Source organism: Cutibacterium sp. LaCa_286, assembly GCF_057198075.1.
In genome coordinates this window covers 1186219-1210984 of sequence record NZ_CP191091.1, presented here as the reverse complement: position 1 = coordinate 1210984, position 24766 = coordinate 1186219, and the positions used below count along the sequence as shown (strand labels likewise).

At 63.7% G+C, this 24766-nt stretch carries 20 protein-coding genes, 3 tRNA genes, 1 other RNA gene and 2 pseudogenes; 19 read left to right on the top strand and 7 right to left on the bottom strand.

The genetic code is table 11. From position 1 onward, the window contains the following. The first annotated feature begins 9 nt into the window (after positions 1-9). The 3 genes from ACP8JZ_RS05200 to ACP8JZ_RS05190 all read left to right on the top strand — a co-directional run bounded on the left by ACP8JZ_RS05200 (position 10) and on the right by ACP8JZ_RS05190 (position 1315). A complete protein-coding gene (locus ACP8JZ_RS05200; protein WP_371415930.1) occupies positions 10-954 on the top strand; it encodes a CPBP family intramembrane glutamic endopeptidase in 945 nt (314 codons plus the stop codon). Positions 955-1050: 96 nt separating this feature from the next. After that, positions 1051-1122, top strand: a tRNA-Gln gene (locus ACP8JZ_RS05195). A 117-nt stretch (positions 1123-1239) separates the two neighbouring features. After that, positions 1240-1315 (top strand) — tRNA-Glu (locus tag ACP8JZ_RS05190). A 180-nt stretch (positions 1316-1495) separates the two neighbouring features. On the opposite strand, the gene ACP8JZ_RS05185 is transcribed toward ACP8JZ_RS05190, so the two are convergent. Continuing rightward, on the bottom strand, positions 1496-2218 hold the full coding sequence (locus ACP8JZ_RS05185; protein WP_021103501.1) for an IclR family transcriptional regulator: 723 nt from the start codon (positions 2216-2218) through the stop codon (positions 1496-1498). A gap of 364 nt (positions 2219-2582) precedes the next feature. Between ACP8JZ_RS05185 and ACP8JZ_RS05180 the strand changes: the two genes are divergently transcribed. The 5 genes and pseudogenes from ACP8JZ_RS05180 to ACP8JZ_RS05160 all read left to right on the top strand — a co-directional run. Further along, entirely contained in the window at positions 2583-3284 is a 702-nt protein-coding gene (locus ACP8JZ_RS05180; protein ID WP_306517914.1) for a lysophospholipid acyltransferase family protein, read from the top strand. Positions 3285-3360: 76 nt separating this feature from the next. After that, entirely contained in the window at positions 3361-4461 is a 1101-nt protein-coding gene (locus ACP8JZ_RS05175; RefSeq protein ID WP_306517908.1) for a D-alanine--D-alanine ligase family protein, read from the top strand. A 24-nt stretch (positions 4462-4485) separates the two neighbouring features. Further along, on the top strand, positions 4486-5556 hold the full coding sequence (locus ACP8JZ_RS05170) for a thiamine-phosphate kinase (RefSeq protein WP_306517900.1): 1071 nt from the start codon (positions 4486-4488) through the stop codon (positions 5554-5556). Between the two features lie 122 nt (positions 5557-5678). Beyond that, positions 5679-6407 (top strand): annotated as a pseudogene (locus ACP8JZ_RS05165) (DNA translocase FtsK 4TM domain-containing protein); the annotation flags it as partial. A 198-nt stretch (positions 6408-6605) separates the two neighbouring features. Next, positions 6606-8237 (top strand): annotated as a pseudogene (locus ACP8JZ_RS05160) (DNA translocase FtsK); the annotation flags it as partial. Between the two features lie 385 nt (positions 8238-8622). On the opposite strand, the gene ACP8JZ_RS05155 reads toward ACP8JZ_RS05160, so the two are convergent. Both ACP8JZ_RS05155 and ACP8JZ_RS05150 read right to left on the bottom strand, forming a co-directional pair. Continuing rightward, on the bottom strand, positions 8623-9234 hold the full coding sequence (locus tag ACP8JZ_RS05155; protein WP_306517904.1) for a DUF805 domain-containing protein: 612 nt from the start codon (positions 9232-9234) through the stop codon (positions 8623-8625). A 163-nt stretch (positions 9235-9397) separates the two neighbouring features. After that, positions 9398-9471: transfer RNA gene (locus ACP8JZ_RS05150), tRNA-Val, on the bottom strand. Between the two features lie 52 nt (positions 9472-9523). Between ACP8JZ_RS05150 and prfB the strand changes: the two genes are divergently transcribed. From prfB to ssrA, 8 genes are all read left to right on the top strand, one after another. Then, the gene (gene prfB / locus ACP8JZ_RS05145; RefSeq protein ID WP_021103494.1) at positions 9524-10633 is read left to right on the top strand and encodes a peptide chain release factor 2; all 1110 of its coding nucleotides are present in this window, start codon (positions 9524-9526) and stop codon (positions 10631-10633) included. A gap of 173 nt (positions 10634-10806) precedes the next feature. After that, positions 10807-11493, top strand: a complete 687-nt coding sequence (ftsE, locus tag ACP8JZ_RS05140) for a cell division ATP-binding protein FtsE (RefSeq protein ID WP_323459152.1) — start codon at positions 10807-10809, stop codon at positions 11491-11493. A gap of 86 nt (positions 11494-11579) precedes the next feature. After that, entirely contained in the window at positions 11580-12482 is a 903-nt protein-coding gene (ftsX, locus tag ACP8JZ_RS05135; RefSeq protein ID WP_306517860.1) for a permease-like cell division protein FtsX, read from the top strand. A 110-nt stretch (positions 12483-12592) separates the two neighbouring features. Beyond that, the gene (locus ACP8JZ_RS05130; RefSeq protein ID WP_306517861.1) at positions 12593-14077 is read left to right on the top strand and encodes a M23 family metallopeptidase; all 1485 of its coding nucleotides are present in this window, start codon (positions 12593-12595) and stop codon (positions 14075-14077) included. A gap of 216 nt (positions 14078-14293) precedes the next feature. Beyond that, on the top strand, positions 14294-14773 hold the full coding sequence (gene smpB / locus ACP8JZ_RS05125) for an SsrA-binding protein SmpB (protein WP_021103490.1): 480 nt from the start codon (positions 14294-14296) through the stop codon (positions 14771-14773). A gap of 147 nt (positions 14774-14920) precedes the next feature. Beyond that, positions 14921-16372, top strand: a complete 1452-nt coding sequence (gene argH, locus ACP8JZ_RS05120) for an argininosuccinate lyase (protein ID WP_371415928.1) — start codon at positions 14921-14923, stop codon at positions 16370-16372. A gap of 431 nt (positions 16373-16803) precedes the next feature. Beyond that, entirely contained in the window at positions 16804-17394 is a 591-nt protein-coding gene (locus ACP8JZ_RS05115) for a DUF1707 SHOCT-like domain-containing protein (RefSeq protein WP_157738760.1), read from the top strand. Positions 17395-17659: 265 nt separating this feature from the next. After that, positions 17660-18029, top strand: a transfer-messenger RNA (tmRNA) gene (gene ssrA / locus ACP8JZ_RS05110). 165 nt (positions 18030-18194) lie between these two features. Here the strand turns inward: ssrA and ACP8JZ_RS05105 are convergent. From ACP8JZ_RS05105 to ACP8JZ_RS05090, 4 genes are all read right to left on the bottom strand, one after another. After that, positions 18195-18926, bottom strand: coding sequence for a hypothetical protein (locus tag ACP8JZ_RS05105; RefSeq protein WP_306517862.1), 732 nt, complete (start codon positions 18924-18926; stop codon positions 18195-18197). 71 nt (positions 18927-18997) lie between these two features. Continuing rightward, positions 18998-20392 (bottom strand): MFS transporter, encoded by a 1395-nt coding sequence (locus tag ACP8JZ_RS05100; RefSeq protein ID WP_484482194.1) that lies wholly within the window; start codon positions 20390-20392, stop codon positions 18998-19000. Between the two features lie 118 nt (positions 20393-20510). Further along, complete coding sequence (locus ACP8JZ_RS05095) at positions 20511-21125, bottom strand: nuclease-related domain-containing protein (RefSeq protein ID WP_306517864.1); 615 nt, start codon at positions 21123-21125, stop codon at positions 20511-20513. Positions 21126-21197: 72 nt separating this feature from the next. Next, positions 21198-23231: a G5 domain-containing protein gene (locus ACP8JZ_RS05090; RefSeq protein WP_484482193.1), complete on the bottom strand. Its 2034-nt coding sequence runs from the start codon at positions 23229-23231 to the stop codon at positions 21198-21200. Positions 23232-23541: 310 nt separating this feature from the next. Here ACP8JZ_RS05090 and ACP8JZ_RS05085 point away from each other — a divergent pair, with 310 nt between their 5' ends. Genes ACP8JZ_RS05085 through ACP8JZ_RS05075 form a run of 3 tightly spaced genes read left to right on the top strand, consistent with a single transcriptional unit; the run spans position 23542 to position 24642 of the window. Continuing rightward, entirely contained in the window at positions 23542-23784 is a 243-nt protein-coding gene (locus tag ACP8JZ_RS05085; protein WP_306516887.1) for a type II toxin-antitoxin system Phd/YefM family antitoxin, read from the top strand. Next, on the top strand, positions 23781-24047 hold the full coding sequence (locus tag ACP8JZ_RS05080) for a Txe/YoeB family addiction module toxin (protein WP_306516888.1): 267 nt from the start codon (positions 23781-23783) through the stop codon (positions 24045-24047). Before ACP8JZ_RS05085 ends, ACP8JZ_RS05080 begins: the two co-directional genes overlap by 4 nt. Before the next feature lie 28 nt (positions 24048-24075). After that, on the top strand, positions 24076-24642 hold the full coding sequence (locus ACP8JZ_RS05075) for a YqgE/AlgH family protein (protein WP_306516889.1): 567 nt from the start codon (positions 24076-24078) through the stop codon (positions 24640-24642). Positions 24643-24766 lie beyond the last annotated feature (124 nt).

The window sequence follows — 24766 nt, the reverse complement described above, 5'->3', positions numbered from 1 at the left end:
CTGGTGCCGATGGGCCGTGGCCAGTGCGTGCCCCCCGAACCCGGGGTCGACTATGCCCATGTCCTCGATCTGCCACCCGACGGTATGGCCCGGGGGCTCATCGGTGTCGCTGGAGCCATGCTGGGCTATGCCATCGTGGTTCCGCTGCTCACCCAGCTGTTCATCGCCCTGGGATGGCTCGTCACCGGTGCACCCGGCACATGGCGGCAGCACTTGGCACGCGCACTGCGGTACGAGACGGTCGATGGTTTGATCGCCACCCATCTGGGTCTGGCAGCCCTCATTCCCATTGTTGTGCTTCTGGCGAAATTCGTGCATCATCGACGCTCCACGTGGATCTGGTCGGTGCAACCAGGTTTCCGGTGGCGGTTCGCACTGCTGGTGGCCCTCGTCGCAGGAGTCGTCATCAACGTCACCCAGGTCATCGTCAAGGCAGGGGACTCCTGGGGGTTCACCGCACCCTCGGACTGGTGGGTGTGGCTCATCGCCATTCTGCTCACCTCGCCACTGCAGGCGGCTGCGGAGGAGGTTCTGTTCCGTGGCTATTTCATGAACTGTCTGGGCTCGATGGGTGCCAACCGGTGGGTCGCCGTCGTCGTCTCGGCGCTGGTGTTCGCCCTTGCCCACGGCACCCAGAACATGTGGCTGTTCGCAGACCGGTTCACGTTCGGCCTGCTCGCCGGTGCCCTGGTGATCCTCACCGGGGGCTTGGAGGCGGGGATCGCAGCGCATGTGCTCAACAACCTCTTCGCCTTTGGGTACTCCGTGTTCCTTGGTGGGGCCTCCGTGGCCCGAGGGTTGACGTCGATGGGTTGGGCCGACGCGCTGTGGGATGTCACGGGATTCCTGGCCATCGCGCTGGCTGCTTGGTGGATCTCGCGATGGATGACGGTGGCGACGAGGACCCCGGATGACCTTGTCATGGCTGAGCTTGAGCGCTCTGGCAAGGCGTGATGACGGCAGGGGCGGCACGATTTGCGAAGCTTTCAGCACTGCTGCTAAAGTTCTACGTCGTTGCACGGGTTGGTGAAACCGATCAGTGAAATCCCTTGGGGTATAGGGTAATTGGCAGCCCGACAGATTCTGGTTCTGTTAGTCCAGGTTCGAGTCCTGGTACCCCAGCGCAGTGCGTGTGAGCTGGTGACTTGGCAATTCGGTGAATGGCTTGCTAGGCTTCCACGGCGCCGTCAAGCAGTTGACGGCGGACAGATCATGCGACTGTCACGAGAAGTGAACAATGGCCTCGTAGTGCAGCGGCCTAGCACGCGGCCCTCTCAAGGCTGAAACGGCGGTTCGAATCCGCTCGAGGCTACCATTGGCACATGCGGTCCAGACATCGGTCTGGACCGCATTTCTGTTGCCCCTGTCACAGTACCCACCGGTGCCCCCGTCACAGGGCCCACCAGCTGGCACACGTCGTTGGCGCATCCCTCGTTCGTGGCGTTCTCGTTGCGTCGGTACTCTCACAGCGGTGGTTCCCCTCACCGGGGATTGCTCACTCAGCTGTGCGACGCAGCACCTCCGAGAGCCGCTCACCGGCGGCGATGACGGCTGGAGCATGGATACGTCCGGGCTGGCGCGACAGTCTGCCAATCGGCCCGGAGACCGAGACAGCCGCAATGACCTTGTCCGAGGGGGAACGTACGGCTGCCGAGACCGAGGCGATTCCCTGCTCCCGCTCACCCACCGACTGTGCCCAGCCACGTTTGCGCACGGCAGCCAAGGTGACGGCCGAGAACGACGAGTGGGCCAGACTGCGGCGGATCTTGTCGGAGTCCTCCCAGGCAAGCAGGATCTGAGCGGCAGAACCAGCATCCATGGACATGAGGCTGCCCACCGGGATGGTGTCGCGCAGGCCAGTCGGGCGCTCGGCGGTCGCGACGCACACCCTGCTCTCACCCTGACGGCGATACAGCTGCGCCGATTCACCCGTGATGTCTCTCAGACGAGCGAGAATCGGCCCGGACGCCGCCAACAGACGATCCTCGCCAGCAGCAGACGCGAGCTCGGCCAGACGTGGCCCCAGGATGAATCGTCCGTGCAGATCGCGTGCGACGAAGCGATGATGCTCCAGGGCGCGGGCCAGACGATGGGCGGTGGGCCGAGCCAGTCCAGTGGTCTGCACGAGGTTTGCCAGGCTCGCCGGGCCGGTCTCGAGTGCGGCGAGCACCAATGCGGCCTTGTCGAGTACGCCGACGCCGCTGCTGTATTCGTCCATATGCTAAGACTAACGTCTCATTTGGCAGCGGTGTCAGGCACCCACCAAATAAAATTGTTCCGGCACGGTTTCACCACTGCAGGACACCACTGCGAGAAAGGTCGTGTGTCAAGCCCATGACCGGGGTGCTGTGAGTCCATCTCGCTGCATGGCTCGCCACCTGCCTGGTGGGCCGACAGTGTTTCTGGTGTGCAGTCACGGCACGGATTCCGCGTCCTGCGGCCAGAACGTTCTGGGGCCAGTACAGTGTGGTTGTTCACTCTCGAGAGGATGATTCGTGCGTCGGGTACAGCTGACCAATTCCAGTGACCAGCCCGCCCCCGTGGTAGGGGCCGTCTCGGGCTGCCTGGCCCATCTGGCCCAGATGGCCACGGACATGGAATTCACTGGTGTGGAGAATCTTCCCGCCCAGGGGTCCTGCCTCATCGTGGGCAATCACATCTCCAACTACGATCCCGTCGTCATGGGGGCATTTCTGCTCTTCAACGGCAGGTTTCCGCACTGGCTCGCCAAGAAGGAGCTGTTCTCGGTGCCGGCTCTGGGATGGCTTGCCTCGGTCTCCGGCCAGATCCCGGTGGATCGCTCCCACCCCGATCCTCGCCTCATCCTCGGAACGGCACGCGAACAGCTGGAGCACGGCCGGACGGTCATCATGTACCCCGAGGGGACGATCACCGCAGACCCGCTCGGATGGCCGATGACCGGACGTACCGGCGCAGCTCGACTGGCACTGTCGTGTCCCGTTCCCGTGATCCCGGTGGGCCAGTGGGGGCCACAGGACGTCATGGGTTTCAAGAAGATGACCTTCCCCAGGTTCTTCCCGCACAAGACGATGCACCTGAGTGTGGGGGAACCCGTGCGATTGTCGGATCTGTGGTACCACCAGGACGATCGCGCTGCCGTCACGGAGGCCACCGAGCGCATCATGACCGCCATTGACGCCCAGGTGGAGATCGTACGTGGGGAGCACGTGCCGGCCAGCCGATACGATGGGCGTACCGGTCTACGGGTGCCTCGCTGGGCAACTGGTACCGCCACCCGCACCGACAGTGCCGTGGGCAACTGACGCGCCTTGCAGCAATGACGGGATAGGCTTCCTCATCGCGTAGGCTTCGTGCACGGATTTTCGGAAGGACTGTTCCATGGCTGACTCAATCACGGTAGCTGTCGTCTTCGGCGGGATGAGCTCGGAACACTCCATCTCGTGCCTGACGGCTGCCAACGTCGTCGCTGCGATGGATGCCGATCGCTTCACGGTCGTGGGAATCGGAATCTCACCCGATGGGGTGTGGACCTCGTGGAGTGCGCAGGACGTCCTCAACCTTCCGAGGACTGGCTCGCTTCCCGAGGTGAGCAGTGCCGGCCATCCGGGCGTCACCCTGCAACGACATGCCGACGGCTGCCATCTCGTCACCAGTGACGGGCTCGACACCCCCATCGACGTGGTCTTCCCACTCCTGCACGGCCCCTACGGTGAGGACGGCACCATCCAGGGGCTGCTCGAGATGAACGGGGCTCGCTACGTCGGTTGTGGTGTGGCGTCCTCGGCGAACTGCATGGACAAGCACCTCACCAAGGTGGTGCTGAGTGAGGCAGGCATCCTGGTGGGCCCCTACGTCGTCGTGCGTCCCCATGAGTGGGAGGACGACCGCCAGGGATGCCTGGACCGCATCGGCGAGCTCACGATGCCGGTCTTCGTCAAGCCTGCTCGTGGCGGCTCGTCGGTCGGCATCACCAAGGTCACCACCGGTGATGATCTCGTAGCCGCCATCGAGCAGGCGCGTCGGTTCGATCCCAAGGTCATCGTCGAGCAGGGGATCGCCGGTCGAGAGATTGAGTGTTCCGTGCTCGACGGCCACGGCGGACACGCCCCGCGGGCATCGGCACCCGGTGAGATCATCGTTCACGACCCCGATGGTTTCTACGACTTCCAGGCGAAATACCTCACCGGGCAGGATCGGGCGACCGTGTCCATCCCGGCGGATCTGGACGAGGCCACCAGCGCACGGGTGCAGCAGGTCGCCATCGACGCCTTCCGCGCCCTGGGCTGTGAGGGGCTGGCGCGCATCGACACCTTCGTCACCGGTGACGGCACGATCTACGTCAACGAGCCCAACACCATGCCCGGATTCACCACGACCTCGGGTTTTCCCCTCATGTGGCAGGCCAGTGGGCTCACGTACCCCCAGATCGTCACCGAGCTGGTCGAACTGGCCCTGGAACGGCCGCTGGGGCTGCGATGAGGCCGCGCTGCTAGCGTATGGGTCATGACCGAGCAGACCATCGCCCAGGTGGGGGAGTTCCCCCTCATCGACTCCCTCGTCGCACCGCTGTCCATGGGACCACAGGTGCAGCTGGGCCCCGGTGACGACGGGGCCGTGGTCACCATCGACGGATCCATGGTGGTCTCGGTCGACCTCCTCATCGAGAACTCACACTTTCGCCGCGACTGGTCATCGGCCCATGACGTCGGACGCAAGGCGATCGCCGTCAACGTCGCAGACATCGAGGCCATGGGCGCCCAGCCGCTCACCGTCGTGCTGGGGTTCAGCACCCCCGCCGATCTGCCGGTGCGATGGGCTCGTGAGTTCATGGCTGGTATGGCCCAGGAGGCGCAGCTCGCGGGTGTCAGCATCGTCGGGGGAGACACCACCAACGGTGAGATCATCAGCATCTCGGTCACCGTCATGGGGCAGACGGCAGGGCTCGCCCCAGTACGTCGCGACGGCGCCCAGGTGGGTGACGAGGTGGCCTACGTCGGTCGACTGGGGTACGCCGCCGCTGGTCTCGACCTGCTCATGCACGGGATCGGCTGGCTCCAACCGGGGGAAGGAGCGCACCAACGCGGATCCGACGGTTCCACGGCAGACGCAGCCCGGCGTTTCCAGCACGATGTGTCCAGATACCGGGAAACCATCGAGTCACAGCGTCATCCACAACCGCCGTACGGTCAGGGTCGAGTGGCAGCTCGCGCCGGGGCGCACGCCATGATCGACGTCTCCGACGGCCTCATCGCCGATCTGGGGCACATTGCCCAGAACTCCGGGGTGAGGGTGAATCTCGACTCCGAGGCATTCGTCATTGCCGAGCCGGTACGTGCGGCTGCCGAACGCATCGACACCGATCCCATGACGTGGATGCTCACCGGGGGAGAGGACCATGCCCTCGTCGCCACCTTCGCACCGGGCACCGTGCCCGAGGGCTGGACGGTCATCGGCCGCGTCGATGCTGCCGCCGGACCCGACTCCGCCGGTTCCGCATCGGCGGGGCACCCGTACATCATGGTTGACGATCAGCGGTGGCAGGGCGCCGGGGGCTGGACTCATTTCTCGTCGTGACGGCGCCGATCGAGTTCGCCGGTTCGACTCGTCACACGGGCTGACGAGCCCCTGACCCACCCTGCCCGCTCACGGACTCTGCCGCTGGAGGATCAGGTCGTGCCACGCGTGCCTGACGGGGAATGTCTCACCACTTTGGTAGCGTCCAGAGCATGGCTACTCGTGGGGCCTCCCCGTCACGGTCGCGCAAGAAGACCGGGGCAACCACCCAGGGGAGGAAGAAACAGACGTCGACCAGCTCGCGGAGCAAGAAGTCGACGTCTTCTCGTGCGCCCACCTCCAAGGCCACCACATCGCGCAAGAGCGCCTCACGTGGAACGGCGTCGAGCAGCCAGAATCCGATCTCGCGTGCCCTTTCCGCCACCTGGGGCGGATTGGTGGGCGCCATGGGGGCGGTGGTTCGCCGTATTGGCTCGAGCCTGCCCACCCCACAGAATCGCCGCGACGGGGCAGCCACCATCACTGCCTTCGGATCGATCCTCGTGGCCATCGCCTTCTGGTTCCAGCTGCCCGGCCCGGTCGGTGACGCCCTACGGATCGGCGTCTCCACCATTTTCGGCATGATCTCCTACGCCCTGCCGATCGCCGGATTCTGGATGTCGTGGCGTGCCTATCGACACCCTGACCGGCTGGGTTCGGGAAGTCGGCAGCTCGGCGGTTGGCTGGTGCTGTGCCTGGGGTTGCAAGGGCTCGTCAATGTCGCCGACGGGCTGCCTGGCCCCGACGATGCCGCAGTCATGCGGGACGCCGGCGGCATCCTCGGATTCATCTCCTCACACCTGCTCTCCGACATCCTCACCGTCTGGGGAGGGGTCCCCCTGCTCGCCGTGCTCACCTGTCTTGGCTCCTACCTGGTTGCCGGTCCTGGTCTCGGCAGCCGGATGTCCGCCCATCGAGCCAACCGCAGGCAACGCCAGCAGCGTCGTCAGGAGGAGCTGGAGCTCGATTCCCGGGACGCCTACGAGACCCCGCTGGTGGGTGATGGTGACGACGATGACATCCCCACCCTCTCCGGTGCCGCCTACAATCCCGGACTGCTGGGTCGGGACGCCGATGAGACCCCGACCGCCGTGCTTGCCGAAACGAACGACCAGGAACAGTCGGAGGGTCGTTCCCGGACCACGGCGGGTCTCCCGGCTGATTTCACGGTCCACGAGCATGCCGATCTGCAGCTCGCGGATCAGGAGCCCATGCCCGAGCGCGTCGAGCAACTGGCCGACGACGTCGCCTACACCCTGCCGTCCTACGATCTGCTCAAACCCGGCTCGGTGCCGCAGGCGCGCACCGAGGCCTCCGACGCCGTCGTGGCGAAGCTCACCGGGGTGTTCAACGAATTCGGTATCGACGCCAAGGTCACCGGTTACTCCCGAGGACCGACCGTCACGCGCTACGAGGTGGAACTCGGGGCTGCCGTCAAGGTGGAGAAGGTCACTGCGCTGAGCAAGAACATCGCCTATGCCGTGGCCTCACCCGAGGTGCGCATTCTCTCCCCGATCCCGGGAAAGTCCGCCATCGGCATCGAGATCCCCAACACGGACAAGGAGATCGTCTCCCTGGGCGATGTGTTGCGCTCCGCGAAGGCCCGCAATGACCACAACCCACTCGTCGTGGGGCTCGGCAAGGACGTCGAGGGTGGATTCGTCATCGCCAATGTGGCCAAGATGCCCCACCTGCTGGTGGCCGGCGCCACCGGCTCGGGCAAGTCGAGCTTCGTCAACTCACTCATCACCTCGGTGATGATGCGAGCCACTCCCGACGAGGTGCGCATGATGCTCGTTGACCCCAAGCGCGTCGAGCTCACCCAGTATGAGGGGATCCCCCATCTGGTGACGCCGATCATCACCAGCGCCAAGAAGGCCGCCGAGGCCTTGCAGTGGGTCGTGCGTGAGATGGATCAGCGTTACGACGACCTGGCTGCCTTCGGGTTCCGGCACGTCAAGGACTTCAACAAGGCCGTCAAGGCGGGTCAGGTGCAGCTGCCCGAGGGGTCCCAGCGCACCCTGGCCCCCTACCCGCACCTGTTGGTCGTCGTCGACGAGCTGTCCGACCTCATGCTCGTGGCTCCTCGTGACGTCGAGGACTCGATCGTGCGAATCACCCAGCTGGCCCGTGCTGCCGGTATCCACTTGGTGCTGGCCACCCAGCGCCCCTCCACCGACGTCGTCACTGGACTCATCAAGGCCAATGTGCCCTCACGTCTGGCCTTCGCGACCTCGTCGATGACGGATTCCCGAGTGATCCTGGACCAGCCAGGGGCGGAGAAACTCGTCGGTCAGGGCGACGGGCTCTTCCTGCCGATGGGGGCATCCAAGCCGATCCGTGTGCAGGGATCGTGGGTCTCGGACGCGGAGATCCACACGGTGGCCGAGCACGTGCGCTCCCAGATGGCGGCCCATTACCGGGAGGACGTCGCCGCCCCGCCAGCGACGAAGAAGGTTGCCGAGGACATCGGTGACGATCTGGAACTCGTGCTGGAGGCGGCGAAACTCGTCGTCGAGCTGCAGCTGGGATCCACCTCGATGCTGCAACGCAAGTTGCGCGTTGGGTTCGCCAAGGCCGGCCGTCTCATGGACATCCTCGAGACCCGCAATGTCGTCGGCCCCTCGGAGGGGTCCAAGCCGCGTGAGGTGCTCGTACGTCCCGACGACCTGGACGACGTGCTGGCCAATCTGCAGGCCTGAGCACTGCGACAGCCCCTGAGTGCAGCGACGTCCTGACACCCTGAACGCGACACCTGAGACCGAGTTTCCCCGGCGGGAGTTTTCCCGCGGCGGACGGTGTGAATCCGTCGAAGGACGGTGGGGATCCGGGACAACACGATCCTCAGGAGACAACGCGACCCCCAGCACACGGTCAGTGCTGGGGGTCGGTGTGGTCGTGGAGCAGCAACTGCTCAACCGGTCTGCCGGTCAAGCATTCCTCGGTCAGCCCAACTACCCCTAGGTCAGCTCAGGTGCCCTGTGACCAGCTCTGGCCCCTCGTACCCCTCGACCGACTCAGGCCTCTCGGGCTGTCCACGTACCTTTCGGCACCCCCACGGCCGACCCAAGCGCTTTGCCAGCTCTCTCACTCCTCAACCGGCAGCGTGCCGTTGTCGTACCTGCGCCAGGCATCGGGATGGGAGGACTGGCAGTAGAAGACCAGCAGGACGATCCAGCCGATGAATGGAAGCAGGACCCAGAAGTAGTGGAAGCCGCTGCGGTTGGTGTCGTGGATACGACGCACACTCAAGGCAATTTTCGGGACGATGGTTGCTACCTCCCACACGCCTGACACCACCATGTAGATCGTGGTCGGATCGCTGGGTGTGCCTCCCAGTCTGCTGTTGATCGTCTCGAGGATCGTCTCCACGAGGACGTTGAGCAGGAATACCCACCAGAACTCCGAGCGGGAGGCTCGTCCGTTGAACACGGCATAGTTCTTGAAGAAGAGCTTGATGGCGGTGGGGAAGGAGACCGAGGGGCGTGGGTGCCCCGTCTGCTGTGGTGCGTAGGGATCGTAGCCGTATGGATCAGTTTCGGACGGATTCACCAACTGCTGGGTCGTCCCGTACTGCGGCTGGCCTTGTCGTTCCTGCGGGTTCTGCGGAGCATCGCCCCAGGTCTGGGAACTGTTGGAGGCAGCGCGTCCGGGCTGGCCTTCCGGCGTCTCGTAGGGGCCCCACTGGTCGTTCGACATGTGTCTCCTAGATGTTGAAGATGACATGGAAAGTATATGGATGACGTGCAATGCTGATGCCGCTGTGGACGGTCTTCGTCGGCGCGATGAGCCGGACCGATCTGGACGACGAGGCAGGCATGGCTGACGAGGAATGGCGGGACGGACGGGCCGGTCATCGAGGTGGGCACAGCCGGTCTCGAACCGACGACCTCCTGCGTGTAAGGCAGGCGCTCTGACCAACTGAGCTATGTGCCCCTGCGTCGTGGGCATGTGCCCCCGAACCGAACAGACGATAGAGTAGCTTATTGTGGCATTGGTAGACCTGCAACAGACCGTTGATGAGCTCAATCACTCCTTGGAGTCGATCGAGCTCGTTCTCGATCCAGAGACGAAGAAGAAAGAGATCGCCGAGCTGGAGCAGCAGGCTGCTGCCCCCGATCTGTGGGACGACCAGGAGCACGCCCAGAAGGTGACCTCGCGGCTGTCCGCCCTGCAAGCTGAGTTGTCCCGTCTGGAGAAGCTGCGTTCGCGTCTTGAGGACGTCTCCGTCCTGCTCGAGTTTGCCGCCGAGGGTGACGACGAGGACTCCGAGAAGGAGGCCGAGCAGGAGCTGGAGCGGATGCGCGACGAGATCGATTCCCTCGAGGTTCGCACCCTGCTCTCCGGCAAGTACGACGAGCGTGAGGCAGTCGTCACCGTGCGTTCCGAGGCCGGTGGCGTGGATGCTGCCGACTTCGCCGAGATGCTGCTGCGCATGTACACCCGATGGGCCGAACGTCACGACTACAAGGTGGAGATGCTCGACACCTCCTACGCCGAGGAGGCTGGCATCAAGTCAGCCACCTTCATCCTGCACGCCCCATACGGCTATGGCACCCTGTCGGTGGAGTCCGGCACCCACCGTCTGGTGCGCATCAGCCCGTTCGACAACCAGGGACGTCGTCAGACCTCCTTCGCCGGTGTCGAGGTGCTCCCAGTGGTGGAGGAGGCCGACCACGTCGACATCCCCGACTCGGACCTGCGTGTCGACGTCTTCCACTCCTCGGGTCCCGGCGGCCAGGGCGTCAACACCACCGACTCGGCCGTGCGCCTGACCCACCTGCCCACCGGAATGGTCGTCACCTGTCAGGACGAGCGTTCCCAGATCCAGAACAAGGCTGCCGCCATGCGTGTGCTGCAGGCCAAGTTGCTGGAGAAGGCCCACCAGGAGCAGGAGGCCGAGATGAACTCGCTGAAGTCCGAGGGCAACTCGTGGGGTGCCCAGATGCGCTCCTACGTGCTGCACCCCTACCAGATGGTCAAGGATCTGCGCACCAACTACGAGGTCGGCAACACCGATGCGGTCTTCGACGGCAACATTGACGGGTTCATCGACGCCGGTATCCGGTGGCGGCGCAGCACCGAGAACGAATCCTGAGAATCCTCAGACTTACCTCACTGCAGACGGCTCGCTCGGGCGAGTCGCCTGCTTTTTCGTGTCCATGCCCTTCTAGACTCGGTACTGAATGATCCGAGCCCTGGCCACCGGATCATCTCTCGGCCCGCGAGCACGGGGCCGAGGTCAGCAGCGAGCGTCAAGGACGGAATCCTTTGATCACCTTCGACAGTGTCAGCATGGTCTATGCCGGGCAGACCCACCCTGCCCTCACGAACGTCAGTGTTGACATCAACGACGGTGAGTTCGTCTTCCTCGTGGGGCCGTCCGGCTCCGGCAAGTCGACGTTCATCCGACTCATCCTGGGCGAGCAGCGCCCCAGTCGTGGCCGGCTCATGGTCAATGGTCGAAATGTCGGTCTCATGTCACGGCGTCGGGTCGCCTCGCTGCGACGAGGGATCGGCACGGTGTTCCAGGACTTCCAGCTGCTGCCGGGAAAGACGGTCTACGAGAACGTCGCCTTTGCGCTGGAGGTCATCGGCAAGTCCGTTCGATCCATCCGCGACGAGGTGCCCCGAACCCTGGAGCTGGTGGGTCTTGCGGACAAGGGGGATCGCATGCCCGGCGAGTTGTCCGGCGGTGAGCAGCAGCGAGTCGCCATTGCGCGCGCCGTCGTCAACCATCCCAAGATCCTCATCGCCGACGAGCCGACCGGAAACCTCGACCCGGAGACGAGTATCGGCATCATGAAGCTGCTCGACCGCATCCATCGCAGTGGGACGACGGTGCTCATGGCCACCCATGACGCCACCATCGTCGACCAGATGCGCCGACGTGTGCTGGAACTGGATCACGGCCACCTCGTTCGCGACCAGAAGGCCGGCCTGTACGGCACCCAGTGACGATGAGACCTTCCACCCCCAGGAACCCCCATCCCGACCCACCCGAACACGATCCGATCTGCCCCCAGCTGCCAAGGACTGACCACATGAGACACACCCTGCGAGAGACCCGGAACGGTTTGCGACGCAATGTCAGCATGACGATTGCCGTCATCGTCACGATGTGGGTCTCGCTGTCTCTGTTCGGTGCCGCGCTGTTGGCGGCCCAGCAGGTCGATCTCATCAAGGGCAAATGGTACGACAAGGTCGAGGTGTCGGTCTTCCTGTGTGTGAAGAACGTCCCCGGCGACAACTGTGCGCCCGGCAAGGACGCAAGCCAGGCGGACAAGGACGCGATCAAGGCTGCGCTGGAGAGCGATCCGCAGGTTGAGAAGGTCTACTACGAGTCCAAGAAGGACGCCTTCGAGGAGTACCAGCGGGTCTACAAGGACTCCCCGGTCAAGGAGATCCTCACGGTGGACACCATCCAGGACTCCTTCCGGGTGAAACTGGTGAATCCGGAGAACTACCGTGAGGTCGTGGCCGCCACCCAGACCATGAAGGGTGTCCAGGCCGTCGTCGATCTGCACACCGCCCTCGACCCACTCTTCGTGTGGCTCAACTCCCTGCGATGGACGACGGTGGGTCTGTCGGCACTGCTGCTCGTGGCTGCCGCCCTGCAGATCACCAACACCATACGTATGGCCGTGTTCGCGCGTCGCCGGGAGCTGGAGATCATGAAGCTGGTTGGTGCGTCCAACCGTTTCATCCTCACGCCGTTCCTGTTGGAGTCCCTGGTGGCTGGGCTCATTGGTGCGATTCTGGCCGCCGGCACGCTGGCAGTGGGTACCTACGTCATCGTCATGAAGAAATTCGCCGTGACGATGTCGACGATCGCGTGGGTCAACTGGCACCACGTGTGGGTGGCCATTGGATGGTTGGCCATCGTGGCCGTCGTCCTGTCCCTCATCCCGTCCTATGCGGCGGCAAAGAAGTATCTCAAGGTCTGAGTAGTCAGCATGTCAGGAAAGAAGGGTGTCATATGAGGAGGCTGCTTCCCCCGGCCAAATCGACCACGTTCGCTTCGCCCCAGCGAGATGCCAAGGACGGTCCCATCGCCATGTCGCAGCGTCATCGCCGGGTCCAGGGCCTGGCACTGGCCTTCGTCGTCGGACTGAGTGGGTGGGCGGTGAGCGCTGCCGGAACCATCCACACGGCTTCCGCCGATGACCTCACTGATCGCAAGGACGAGGTCTCCAAGCAGATCACGAAGTCCGAGGCTGCCGCTGAGGGGTACAGTGACGAGGTCAACAAGGCGGCCGACGCCCTGCAGAAGTCCCAGAACGACCTGGACCAGGCCAGAAGAACCTTGCAGGGTGCCCAGGATGCCGTCACCCAGGCGAAGGCAGCCGATGAGGCCAAGGCCGCCGAACTGCAGAAGGCAAGGAGTGACCTCTCCCGTGCCGAGCAGAAGGTCAGGAGCAACGAGGCAGCCCAGGTGCGGGAGCACCGGAAGCTTTCCGTCGTCGTGAGTCGAACGGTTCAGCAGCAGACCCCCATGATGGGTGTTGCGACATTCCTCACGAACATGGACTCAGGCGACATGAACGCACGCATTCAGTGGTCCAACGCCCTCATGGCCGGGGGGCAGCAGGCACTGGACCAGCTTGAGACCCGCCAGATCGCACTCAGCAAGGCACGAGACGTGGAGAAGCAGGCGCGAGATCGAGTCGCGCGTGAGAAGCAGGCCGTCGAGGATCTCCTGGAGCGCAAGCAGCAGGCCGAGTCTGCCGCCGACACTGCCAAGCAGGATGTCGCTGCGGCCGTGACGGCCAACGAGAAGGCCAAGAAGAGCGCAGACGCCAAGCTTGCGGGGGAGCGCAAGCACCAGGACGAGCTGCGTGCCGAGGAGGACCAGCTCGACAAGCGCATCAAGGAGCGCATCGCTGCTGCCAAGCGTGCCGAGGAAGCTCGCAGACGTGCCAAGGAAGCTGCCGCCAAGGCCGCTGCCGAGAAGAAGGCCGCCGAGAAGGCAGCAGCGCGCAAGGAAGCCAAAGCTGCTGCAAAGAAGAAAGCCGCTGCCAAGCATCGTGGCTCGGCCAGCAAGGTCGAGTCGACGCCCAGGAGATCCGCCAAGCACAGCAGGCCTCATCGCCATCACCCGAAGAAGGCGCACAAGAGGTCCTCGGGCAGCACCAGGAAGGCGTCCTCGTACTTCGACTACCCGGTCAACGGCCCGATCACCTCACCCTACGGACAGCGGTTCCACCCCGTCCTGCACGTGTGGAAGCTCCATGACGGCACCGACTTCGGCGCCTCGTGCGGCACCCCGATCCGGGCGCCTCGAGACGGAGTCGTTGCCGAGAAGTACTTCAACAGGGGTTACGGGAACCGGCTCATGCTCGATCATGGCAAGATCGGCGGCCACTACGTGACGACCGGGTACAACCATGCCAGCAGCTACACGGTCGGGGTCGGGCAGCACGTGTCGCGCGGCCAGGTCATCGGCTATGTCGGCACCACGGGTTTTTCGACGGGTTGCCATCTGCATTTCATGGTGTGGACCGATGGAAACCGTGAGAATCCGATGGGTCGTTGGTTCTGAAACCGGTGGGGTGGTCTGATCGGCGTGGGCTGATCGGACCACCCCATGCCTGTCGCGCCGGCCTGGTGCACACGCTTGCCGTGCCAGGCTGATGTGGTGAATGGCTCCGCGTCGACGGCGCCGACGGTATAGTGCCGCTGCGATCAATGGTGATCGCCCCGGCGGCCACGTCGCGATAGGATTTGTACTCCTGTCGTCGATGGAGAGGAAGCCCCCATGCCTCGTGAGAGAGGGTTGACAGTCGTTGCTCGCAACAAGAAGGCGCGCCACGACTACACCATCGGTGACACCTGGGAGGCGGGACTCGTCCTGCAGGGCACCGAGGTGAAGTCACTGCGAGCGGGCAAGGCCTCCCTGGTGGATGCCTTTGCCCAGGTGGACGAACATGGTGAGGTGTGGCTCTACAACCTGCACATCCCCGAATATGCGTTTGGTACCTGGCGCAATCACGACGTCATGCGCAAACGCAAATTGCTGCTCAACAAACGTGAGATTGCCAAGATCTCTCGTGAGATGGATTCCCCGGGCAAGACGATCGTCCCGTTGGAGCTGTACTTCAAGGACGGGTACGCGAAGGTTGAGATCGCCGTTGCCACCGGAAAGAGGGAATGGGACAAACGCGAGGCGATCAAGGCGCGGGACGCCAAACGCGAGGCGGAACGGGCCATGTCGAGCCGACTCAAGCGACGTCGGTGAGCCGAACGTCCCGTACTCGATTCACCACTCGCTAGGCTGGCTGCAGGCCCGTGACCGGGCCTCGACCGCAAGACACCGTGGCTCCTCGCGCTGGGAGAAGTGCTGGAGTCCGCTTCCAGGCTGGTCAATTCTCATGAAAGGACGATCGTGACCGACAACGTCAACCCTGTACCCGAACCTGCCCGTCGTCTGTCGTTGTGGGGCGGCCGGTTCGCCGGTGGTCCGTCCGAGGCCCTGGCTGCACTGTCCGTCTCCACGCAGTTCGACTGGCGACTGGCTCGTCACGACATTGCCGGCTCCAAGGCGCACGCCGGGGTTCTGCATCGGGCGGGGTTGCTCACCGACGAGCAGTTCGACGGGCTCATCACGGCGCTCGATCAACTTGACGCCGATGTCGCCGACGGTTCCTTCACCCCGTCGGAGGAGGACGAGGACGTCCACACTGCACTCGAGCGTGGCCTTATCGAGCGTGCCGGGGCAGATCTGGGTGGACGTATCCGTGCTGGGCGGTCCCGCAACGACCAGATCGCCGCCCTGCTGCGCATGTACCTGCGTGACGAGGCGCGCTCCCTGGCGGGGGAGGTGCTGGATCTCGTCGAGGTGCTGCGTCGTCGTGCCGAGGAGGCCGGCGATGCCGTCATTGCCGGGCGTACCCACATGCAGCACGCCCAGCCGGTGCTGCTGGCCCATCACCTGGCTGCGCACGCCTGGCCGCTGATCCGTGACGTGGAGCGGTTGCGTGACCTTGACGCCCGACTCGACTCGAGCCCGTACGGTTCGGGGGCCCTGGGAGGTTCGTCACTCGGACTCGACCCCGTCCAGGTTGCCGGTGAGCTGGGATTCAGCGGCTCGGTGCCCAATTCCATCGACGGCACCGCCGCCCGTGACATGGTGGCCGAGTTCGCCTTCGTCTGTGCCCAGATCGGCGTCGACCTCTCCCGGCTCAGCGAGGAGATCGTCATCTGGAACACCCGGGAGTTCTCCTACGTCACCCTGGACGACTCGTTCTCCACCGGCTCGTCGATCATGCCGCAGAAGAAGAACCCCGACATCGCCGAGCTCGCCCGTGGCAAGGCTGGCCGCCTCATCGGCGATCTGGCGGGGCTCATGGCCTCCCTCAAGGGTCTGCCGCTGGCCTACGCCCGGGATCTGCAGGAGGACAAGGAGCCGGTCTTCGACCAGATCGACCAGCTGCACCTGCTGCTGCCCGCCGTGACCGGCATGATGGACACCGCCGTCTTCCATCTGGACCGCATGGCCCAGATGGCCCCGGAGGGATTCTCCCTGGCCACCGACATCGCCGAGTGGCTGGTGCGCCAGGGGGTGCCGTTCCGCGCCGCCCACCAGATCTCCGGGGCGTGCGTCAAGGTGTGTGAGGAGCAGGGCAAGGAGCTGGCCGATCTCACCGATGACGAGCTTGCTGCGGTGGACAAGCGCCTCACCCCCCAGGTGCGTTCGGTGCTTACGGTGGACGGCGCCGTTGCGGCCCGTACCGGACGTGGTGGCACCGCTCCGGTGCGAGTGCGTGAGCAGCTCACCGAGCTGTGGGAGACGGTGACCACGTTGCGTCGATTCTCGCAGCGTCAGGCTGCCCAGTGACGCCAAGCCACCCGGCCCCTCACCCCTCGCAGCACCAGACTGCCAAATGACCACAGGCTGTCCGCCTCCTCACCCCATGACCCCGGTTCACCCAGTGACCAAGGTCATGGGGTGACCTGACTGCTCAGTGACTTGGCTCATTCAGTGACCTGGCAGGTTCGCCGCCCAGCTCGTTCAGGTGCTCGTTCAGGAGGTGGCTCGCAAACTCACCCTGCTTGGGGGCACGCGAGCACGACTGTGCCCAGCTCGTTTCGGGGCACGCACTGCTTGGGGCGTGAGCACGGTTGCCCCAGCTCGTTCCGGGTCACCCAGCCACTGTGGATCCGGGACCGTGTTCCAGCAGCTGCGCGTTCGGTGTTGTTGCGCACCCACCCGCCCCGCACTTCGAGTGGCTGTGTCGTGGGGTTTGTCACATGCGGCAGAATGGAGGCATGACTGGCACCGACGACATCCTTGATCTCCGGGTGACGAATGAGCAGCGTGACCGCGTCATCGACTACTTGGGTGTGGCGTTGGCCGACGGCCGTCTGGACCACGGGGAGTGGGAGCAACGGGTCGAGCAGGCGATGCGTGCCAAGACCCGTCGGGAGCTCAATGCCACCCTGCGTGGCCTGGCCACCGTCCCCCTGGTGTCGAGTGCGGTGAGCACTCGTCCTCTGCCCACTCACGGCTCGAGCGTGGGTGCTGGCATCGTGGGGCTCAGCGCTCTGTTCACCGGCCCGTTCGGTCCGCTCGTCGGTGTCGCGATCAGCGAGAGGGGATCGTGGTCGCGCCGACAGATTGCCAAGCAGGCCAATTTCCAGATTGACATGTTCGGCCTTGTCGTCATCACGATGATCGTGATCGGTGTGGGCAACATGGATTTGAACGGTGCCGTTGGCGACGCCATGTGGGCCTGGGGAATCGTGTGGGTGTTGGGGACGCTCATCCGCGCCATCAAGGCCTTCGAGGGAACTGACTGGGACGATCCGGTGATGAAGATGCTGCCCAGGATCGTGGACGAGGGGCAGCGCCCTGACTGAGGGTCGGTCCTGGGCCGCAACTGACCGGTGCCTCCGGCGGCCCATGCGGATCCTAGGCTCCCGGGGCCACAGTTCTTCTAGGATCCAGCGACAAGGGGATCAAAAGGTATCTGGCCTAGTGTCCTCCGGTCAGGTAATCGCTCCCATGTGTTCCCCATCAATCTGGCTCGTGCCATGTGGGGGCGTGGCCCCGTGATGCGGTCGAGTCACGAGGGTTGCTTCCCGCCGCGAAAAAGACTAAAATAGCATGGTACAACTCCACAGAGGGGATGACTGGTTTCGACTTGGAACGGTGGTTCCAGGAGAAGCGGGCCGAGAAGCCAGGGTCAACTCGTTAACGATCCTTGGAAACCAATAAGTGCCGATAACAATCGCACTGACTTCGCTCTCGCCGCCTGATCGGTGATCGAAGGGTCAGCCCGGGTGTGGTCCTCCGCCCGGATCCTGGCCTCGTTGAGAGGACTTGCTGCTCAGCTGTGTCGTAGCGGCTGAGTGGGACTTTTTCTACGACTGGGCCTGTCTGCACCGTGTCGGTGCGAGTGCAGGGGCCGAGCAACACGACAGCATCGACTGCGCCCGGAGAATGTCTGGTTCGCCTTTCAAGGACGCGGGTTCAATTCCCGCCATCTCCACCACGTGCCTGCTGGCGCTCACATTGTGATGCGTCGGCAGGCATTTTCATGTGTGCACGGCCTCGGGCGTCCTGATACCGGATCTGGTTCACATCAGATGTTGGTCATGGGGGTGGGTGCCGATCACACCCACCCCACGGAAAAGCTGCTCCGGGAGAAGTGGCAGCCTCAGCCCTGTACGATCTTCAACGCGTCAACGGTGGATTTCAGCGTGGATTCGGCCGTCTTGGCGTCACTGGCGCTGGCACGGATGAGCTGGTCATCGGTGAGCCAGACGTATGCCTGATAGTTGTGCTGCTGGTCGCTCTTGCCCATCGAGCTGGTGGTGTCGATGAGGGAGGCCTGCTTGGAGATGTTCTCGTACCCCTTGAGCGGGCTGGTCTTGACGTTGACGTTCATGGTCTGTCCCTGACCGGACATCGTCATCTTGCCGCACTTGGCGATCTGCTCGTCCTGGGACTGGTAGGTCTTCTTCTGGCGGTCGGTGAGTTTCGTGTTGAAGGTCACGGCAACCGGCTTGGACTCATCGCCACCAGCTGCCACGAGGACGTTGCTCACCTCGTCCTTGGTGACGCCGGCGCTGATCTGCTTGAACACCGTGTCACACGAGGCGGGAGAGACCTTGAGCTGGCTCACGGCTTGGTTGAGCCGGTCAATCTGGGAGCCGACCTGGGAGCTGTCAATGACGGAGAATTTCTGGCCACCCACCTTCTTGTCGGAGAAGGTCTTGGTGAAGTCGTCCTTGCTGACCTGCTTGAGTGTCGTCGTGGACGTCGAGGCAGCAGAGTCGCTGCCGGCGGCGTTCGATGAGGAGTCCGACTTGTTGCCGCATGCGCCCAGACCAATCGTCATGATGCCCGCCATGCCAATCACACAGGCCTTCTTCAACGTCGTGGTCATTGTCTGTTCACCTTTGCATCGTCTACTACGTACTTCTCGGAATATACGTCCTTGCCACAATGAGTGCTGGTTCACACGCTCGATCGGCCGAGACGGTGATCGGCAATGAGGAAGATGGCGATACCGGCTGCGGCGATGATGGCGAGGATCCACAGGATGCTCGAATAGGTTGCGGCCACCCCGGTGTCACCGAGCAGATGGATCCTGCTGTCGGCAAGTTTCGAGGAGTAGGCGATACCCAGCGGGATGGCGAGGTTGATCGTCAGATTGTAGAAACCGATGGCGATGCCGGTCTTCTGCGCCGGAATGTCGGCGATGGCGGTGTTGACCAGGGGTGCGTACATCATGGCGAACCCGGCGCTGAACAACATCATGGCGATGACGAGCACCCAGGTGTTCTGGGAGATGAGGCATGCGGTGAGCACGAGGGCCGCCAGGATGAGGCCCAGCGCGGTGAGGATGGCGCGTCGGGAGGAGAGTCGCTTGCCGATCTGGCCAGACAGGGCCCCGACGATGGCACCCACTGCATATCCCGGAACGATGAGGAATGACGCGGTGGCGAGGGTCTGGTGGTGCACGTACTGCACGGCTCCGGGGATGACGACGGCCGACAGCCCCAACTGGGTGGAGTAGACGACGAGCACCACGAGGAGGGTGGTGACGTAACGACCGTTGTGGAAGAACTCCGGTTGCACGATCGTCTCGCCGTGGGCGTGGATGTGCCAGATGAACAGGGCAATTCCCACCAGGGCGACGACGGCGGGCAGCCAGGCGAAATTGCCCACGACGATGATGAGGCTGGAGGAGAACACCGCGATGAGGAAGAGCCCGAGAACGTCGACGTGGGCTTGGGTGGTCTCCTCGGCCGGAACGGTCCTGACGATGACCGGGATGGTGAGCACCAGGATGAGTGCCACGAGGAACATGGCCGTCCACGAGATGTAGGTGGCGACGACACCGCTGGTGAGCACGCCCAGCAGCATGGCCAGCTGGAAGGCCGAGGTCGAGAAACCCAGATAGGTTTTCTGGTCCTTCTCGGGCAGGTGCTTGGTGACGTAGATGACGTACAGGGTTTCCGCGCAGGCCAGGCCGGAGGTCTGGATGAGCCGGCCGGTGAGCACCATCGGCCAGACACCGTGGAAGAGGAACCCGATGAGCGAGCCGACACCCACCAGGACCATGCCGATGATGAGCAGGGTGCGAATACTCACACTGTCGGCCAGGGCGGCGTAGACCATGGCCCCGATGCCGATGACGATTCCAGCCAGGCTTGCCTGCAGGGATGCCGTGTTCTCCGACAGGTGCAGGTCGTGGGCGATGGGGGAGGTCATGAACTTGAAGCCATTGTCGATCATGAGGCACAGCACGAAGGCGGTGAGCATGATCGGCACGGCGGCCTTGGGATTGACGTCCCGATGGCCGGTGGTGGGGGAACTGTTCGACGGTTCGTCACGACGCGACTGCATGGGGACAATGTACATAATCGGCAGAGGGTTGACGCACCACACCGGTTCTGCACACCGGACAGAGTGCTCCTAGGGGCAGGGACGACGATGAAGCTGCAACGTGCGCAAGAACCGGACGTCAGCCGATTTTCGTCATGGCGCGGTGGTACCCACCACGGCCTTTCGCGCCCCTGACGCCCCGGCATGTTCCACCCGCGGTGTCACCGACACGACGCGGCACCGCATGGAGCCCGTCGCCGGGCAGATACGATCTGATACCACCCGGCCAGCGCAGCCACCGCACCGACGTTGGCAACCCTCTCTTGGTGGGGGTGTAGATCACCATAGACGTTACGTGCGCCCCCGGCAGGTCTTGGGCCACCCGAGACTGCGCCATCGCCATGTTACGGCTGGGCTTCATCGGTGTGTTGTTGCGGCGCATACGTCGCCAGCCTTGCATGGAAACACCGAACAGCGACCAGTAGACGTGGCCGGCCTCCCACCGTTTCGCGTCAATGAGGATGACGCGGCGTCCGTTGACGACCACAAGGTCGATGTCGGAGTTGTAGCGTTTCTGCCCCGTCCGGGCCGGGGTGCGCACCGAGAACCAGATGTGGGCGTCGGGGAACTGCGCAGACAGCTTCTTGAGCAGCCACTTCTCCCCACTCAGACCGGCGGCGGCGTTGGCGGCACCGAACTTTGTTCGGGCGGCGGTGTTGGAGTAGGTGGAATGGGAGGACTTGTGGACGGGCATGGGTGCCTTTCTGTGTGGGGTGTGCCCCCACATCCACATATGGGATGCAGGGGCACAGGGTGGGGGTGGTGATTAGTTGTTGACGAGCCAGATGTCGCCGGAGCATTTGAGGTTGGAGATTTCCTTGGGTGCCCAATGCTGGAACCTCCCAGTTCCATCCGTCCCAAACTGGCCATGTCCGCCGCCCTTGTAGTCGTGTGACCACGGACGACCCCACTGGTCCGTTCCCGTGACATGAATGACGTCATCGAATAGGGCGTCTGCCGGCCCATAATAATTGCCATACACGTCGAGCATCCCCGGATAATCCTTGCTGGGACGGCCACACGCCGTGAACTTGATATACGGCTTCTTCGACGGCTTATCCTTCTTCTTGGTGCCGATGTGGATGATCTTGTTCACTGGCTTGGAGATGTGCTCACGCTTGACCTCACGCCCGTTCTTGTAGGTGACGCGATCCACGCCCTCACGGCCCTGCTGCACAACCTTGGTTTTACCCTCGGGCAGGTTGGGATCGTTCTTCTTCACCGTCTTGAACGGCACCTTCACCTCCTTGGTCGTGATGACGTCCTTCTTCTTGGTGCCCACGGCCACCACCTTGTTCACCGGCTTGGTAATAATCTCACGCTTCACCTCGCGACCGTTCTTGTAGGTGATGCGCACAACACCCTCGCGGCCTTCGGTGAGCACCTTCGTCTGACCCTTGGGCAGGTTGGGGTCCTTCTTCGTGATGGTCTTGAACGGAACCTTCACCTCCTTGGTGGTGACGACGTCCTTGGTGCCCACGCGGATGACCTCAGTCACCGGCTCCTTGATCGTCTCACGCTTGATCTCCTTGCCGTTGCGGTAGGTGACGCGAGCCACACCCTTGACACCCTTGGTCTCGACCTTCGTCTTACCGTGGTCGAGAGTGGGATCATTGCGCTTGACGGTCTTGTAGTCGATCGGCACGTCCTTGGTCGTGATGACCGGCCTGGACCCCTTGTAGACGATCTGCGTCACCGGCTCCGTGATCGTCTCACGCTTGATCTCCTTACCGTTGCGGTAGGTGACGCGATCCACACCCTTGACACCCTTGACACCGACACGAGACGTGCCCCAATCAAGGTTCGGATCATCCTTGGTGATCGTCTTGAACGGCACATCGACGGTCTTGGTGGTGATAACCGGCTTGGTGCCATGCAGGATCACCTCGTCAACACGCTTGACGACGATCTGGCGAGAAACCTCACGCCCGTTTCGGTAGGTGATGCGAATCCTACCGTCGACACCCTTGGTCTGCACCTTTGTCGTGCCCCAGTCGAGCGTCGGATCATTCCTTGTGATCGTGCGATGCTTGTCGATGACGGTACGCACCTGCTTGCTTGACTGCGCAGGCTTGGGCTTTCCTGCCGTGGTGTGAGCACCGTTGAGGTATCGGCTGGCGACATAACCGGTCTGACCGTGGAACGTCACCTTCGTCCAGCCGTCGACCGACCCCTTCACCACCGTGGCGCGGTCACCGGGGTAGAGCACGTCGAGGATCCTGGCGGAGGTGGTGGGCTGGTGGCGTAGCCGCACGGCAGTCGTGGCGGAGACGGTGGCGCCCTGCGTTCGTGGCGCGCTGCTCGGTGCAGCGGATGCCGAGGTGGTGTGACGGGAGTGTGCAGCGGGTGCCTGGGCGGTGTGACGCCGGGACGCCGGATCGGAATGGGACGTGTGCCCGCTGGTGGCGCGAGCCGAACGGGTGCGTCCAGAGGTCGCGTGCCTGCCCGATCGGGTACTGGCAGAGTGCCAACGGGCCGAGCGAGGGCTGGTCGAATCGGAATCGGAGCCCGTGGAACGGGGCGCCGCAGCCGTGACATCGCTGTCATCGTCCGAGTTGGCGGAATTGGACGAATCGACCGAGGAATCCCCTGACTCGGCAGGGGCCGGTGATTCGGTGGATCCCGAAGCAGAGGGTTCAGAGGTGGGGGATTCAGTTACCTGCGGGGGGGTTGCTGTTTCGGGGCTGGCGCTGTCGGTGACGAAGGGCGAAGCCGACGCGGAACCCGTCGCGTCGAGGGTCTCGTCGGACTGCGGGGTGGCCGAGGAGCCGCCACCGCACGCGGCGACGGACAAGGACATGAGTCCCGCGAGCGTCACCCTAATGGCTTTCCGGCTTTTCATGGGTACACAGCTTTCTCTGATCGGGTTTTGGCTGTTGTCGTCCGGGGCCATCGGTGATCGTGGTCCCGGTGTCACGGAAAAATCCATGGCAGGAGAGAACGTGACAATACGATCCGGCATTGATGGCATCCCATACCCATGTTTTTCTCGCCCCGGGTTCATCCTTCACTCGAGAGTCCGCGGATCGGCGAGGCCGCCTCCCACCGTCGGTGCGGAGGAACTCACGCACCTGGTGCACACGATGTACGTGATGGCGTACGCTTGGCCCATGAGTGCAGTCACCATCACAGCTGCCAGGGCCAATCTGTATCGCCTGGTCGATCAGGTCAATGACGAGGCAGAACCCTTGACCATCACCGGACAGCGCGGCAACGCCGTGCTCGTCGGGGAGGACGACTGGCGGGCCATCCAGGAAACCCTTTTCCTGGAAGCCGTTCCAGGCATGGTCGACTCGATCCGCGAGGCCCGTGCCGAGGGCATCGAGGCCGGTTCGGAAGATGTGGACTGGTGAGTACCTGGCGAATCGTCTACTCACGGCAGGCCCGCAAGGACGCCCGGAAACTTTCCGCGTCTGGATTCAGACCGAAGGCCGAGACTCTGCTCGACATCGTGGCCCATGACCCCTTCGCCACGCCGCCGCGCTACGAAAAACTGGTCGGTGATCTTGCCGGGTGCTACTCACGGCGCATCACCATCCAGCATCGGCTCGTCTATGAGGTCTTCCCCGACGATCATGTGGTCCATGTGCTGCGCATGTGGACTCACTACGAGTGACCTGGCCGAACAGTGCCAAGATGGAACCATGATTCTGGCGAACCCGCCGGCTGCCGGCGACCTGCTCATCAGCGGATCGGGACTCACCACCGGGATTTTCGCCCACAGCGTCATCTACCTGCTCGACTGCGACGAGGACGGCGCACTCGGCGTCGTCATCAACCAGCCCTCCCAGCTGGACATGGCCCAGATCCTGCCACAGTGGGTGCATCTCATGACCCCGCCGCAGTGCATCTTCCAAGGCGGTCCGGTCTCTCCCAACGGTGCGATCTGTGTGGCGCGAGTGCAGCAGCCCCACGAGGAGCCGCCCGGATGGCGGCCGGTCCGGGGTGCCACCGGTCTGCTGCACCTCGACACCCCGGTGGAACTCGTGCACGGAGCCTATTCAGACCTACGGGTGTTTGCCGGCTACGCCGGATGGGGGCCGGGGCAGCTGGAGTCGGAGATCATCCGCGGTGACTGGGTGCATGCCCTCGCCCGGGAGTCCGACGTCTTCGGCTCGGACCCCGCCACCCTGTGGCGACGGGTGCTGCGACGCCAGAACGGCACCGAGGCCCTGCTCTCTACCATGCCCGACGACGAGAACCTCAACTGAAGCCGGGCCTCACCGGCACCCCACCAGCTGAGCAGTGCGGCACCTCCAGCCGGCCCTGTCCGCGCGGGAACGAATTTGACGTCCGTGCCCGCACACCGCGGCTCGGCCCCGCTAAAATGACGTC

What these genes read in the sequence shown, in the direction of transcription:
- ACP8JZ_RS05095 (WP_306517864.1), bottom strand. Translation starts at nt 21,125, where the DNA reads ATGCCCGTCCACAAGTCCTCCCATTCCACCTACTCCAACACCGCCGCC.
- ACP8JZ_RS05130 (WP_306517861.1), top strand. Translation starts at nt 12,593, where the DNA reads ATGTCGCAGCGTCATCGCCGGGTCCAGGGCCTGGCACTGGCCTTCGTC.
- ACP8JZ_RS05175 (WP_306517908.1), top strand. Translation starts at nt 3,361, where the DNA reads ATGGCTGACTCAATCACGGTAGCTGTCGTCTTCGGCGGGATGAGCTCG.
- ACP8JZ_RS05170 (WP_306517900.1), top strand. Translation starts at nt 4,486, where the DNA reads ATGACCGAGCAGACCATCGCCCAGGTGGGGGAGTTCCCCCTCATCGAC.
- ACP8JZ_RS05105 (WP_306517862.1), bottom strand. Translation starts at nt 18,926, where the DNA reads ATGACCACGACGTTGAAGAAGGCCTGTGTGATTGGCATGGCGGGCATC.
- ACP8JZ_RS05180 (WP_306517914.1), top strand. Translation starts at nt 2,583, where the DNA reads ATGGCCACGGACATGGAATTCACTGGTGTGGAGAATCTTCCCGCCCAG.
- smpB (WP_021103490.1), top strand. Translation starts at nt 14,294, where the DNA reads ATGCCTCGTGAGAGAGGGTTGACAGTCGTTGCTCGCAACAAGAAGGCG.
- ACP8JZ_RS05085 (WP_306516887.1), top strand. Translation starts at nt 23,542, where the DNA reads ATGAGTGCAGTCACCATCACAGCTGCCAGGGCCAATCTGTATCGCCTG.
- ftsX (WP_306517860.1), top strand. Translation starts at nt 11,580, where the DNA reads ATGAGACACACCCTGCGAGAGACCCGGAACGGTTTGCGACGCAATGTC.
- ACP8JZ_RS05155 (WP_306517904.1), bottom strand. Translation starts at nt 9,234, where the DNA reads ATGTCGAACGACCAGTGGGGCCCCTACGAGACGCCGGAAGGCCAGCCC.
- ACP8JZ_RS05075 (WP_306516889.1), top strand. Translation starts at nt 24,076, where the DNA reads ATGATTCTGGCGAACCCGCCGGCTGCCGGCGACCTGCTCATCAGCGGA.
- ACP8JZ_RS05100 (WP_484482194.1), bottom strand. Translation starts at nt 20,392, where the DNA reads ATGCAGTCGCGTCGTGACGAACCGTCGAACAGTTCCCCCACCACCGGC.
- ACP8JZ_RS05090 (WP_484482193.1), bottom strand. Translation starts at nt 23,231, where the DNA reads ATGTCCTTGTCCGTCGCCGCGTGCGGTGGCGGCTCCTCGGCCACCCCG.
- ACP8JZ_RS05185 (WP_021103501.1), bottom strand. Translation starts at nt 2,218, where the DNA reads ATGGACGAATACAGCAGCGGCGTCGGCGTACTCGACAAGGCCGCATTG.
- ACP8JZ_RS05200 (WP_371415930.1), top strand. Translation starts at nt 10, where the DNA reads ATGGGCCGTGGCCAGTGCGTGCCCCCCGAACCCGGGGTCGACTATGCC.
- ACP8JZ_RS05115 (WP_157738760.1), top strand. Translation starts at nt 16,804, where the DNA reads ATGACTGGCACCGACGACATCCTTGATCTCCGGGTGACGAATGAGCAG.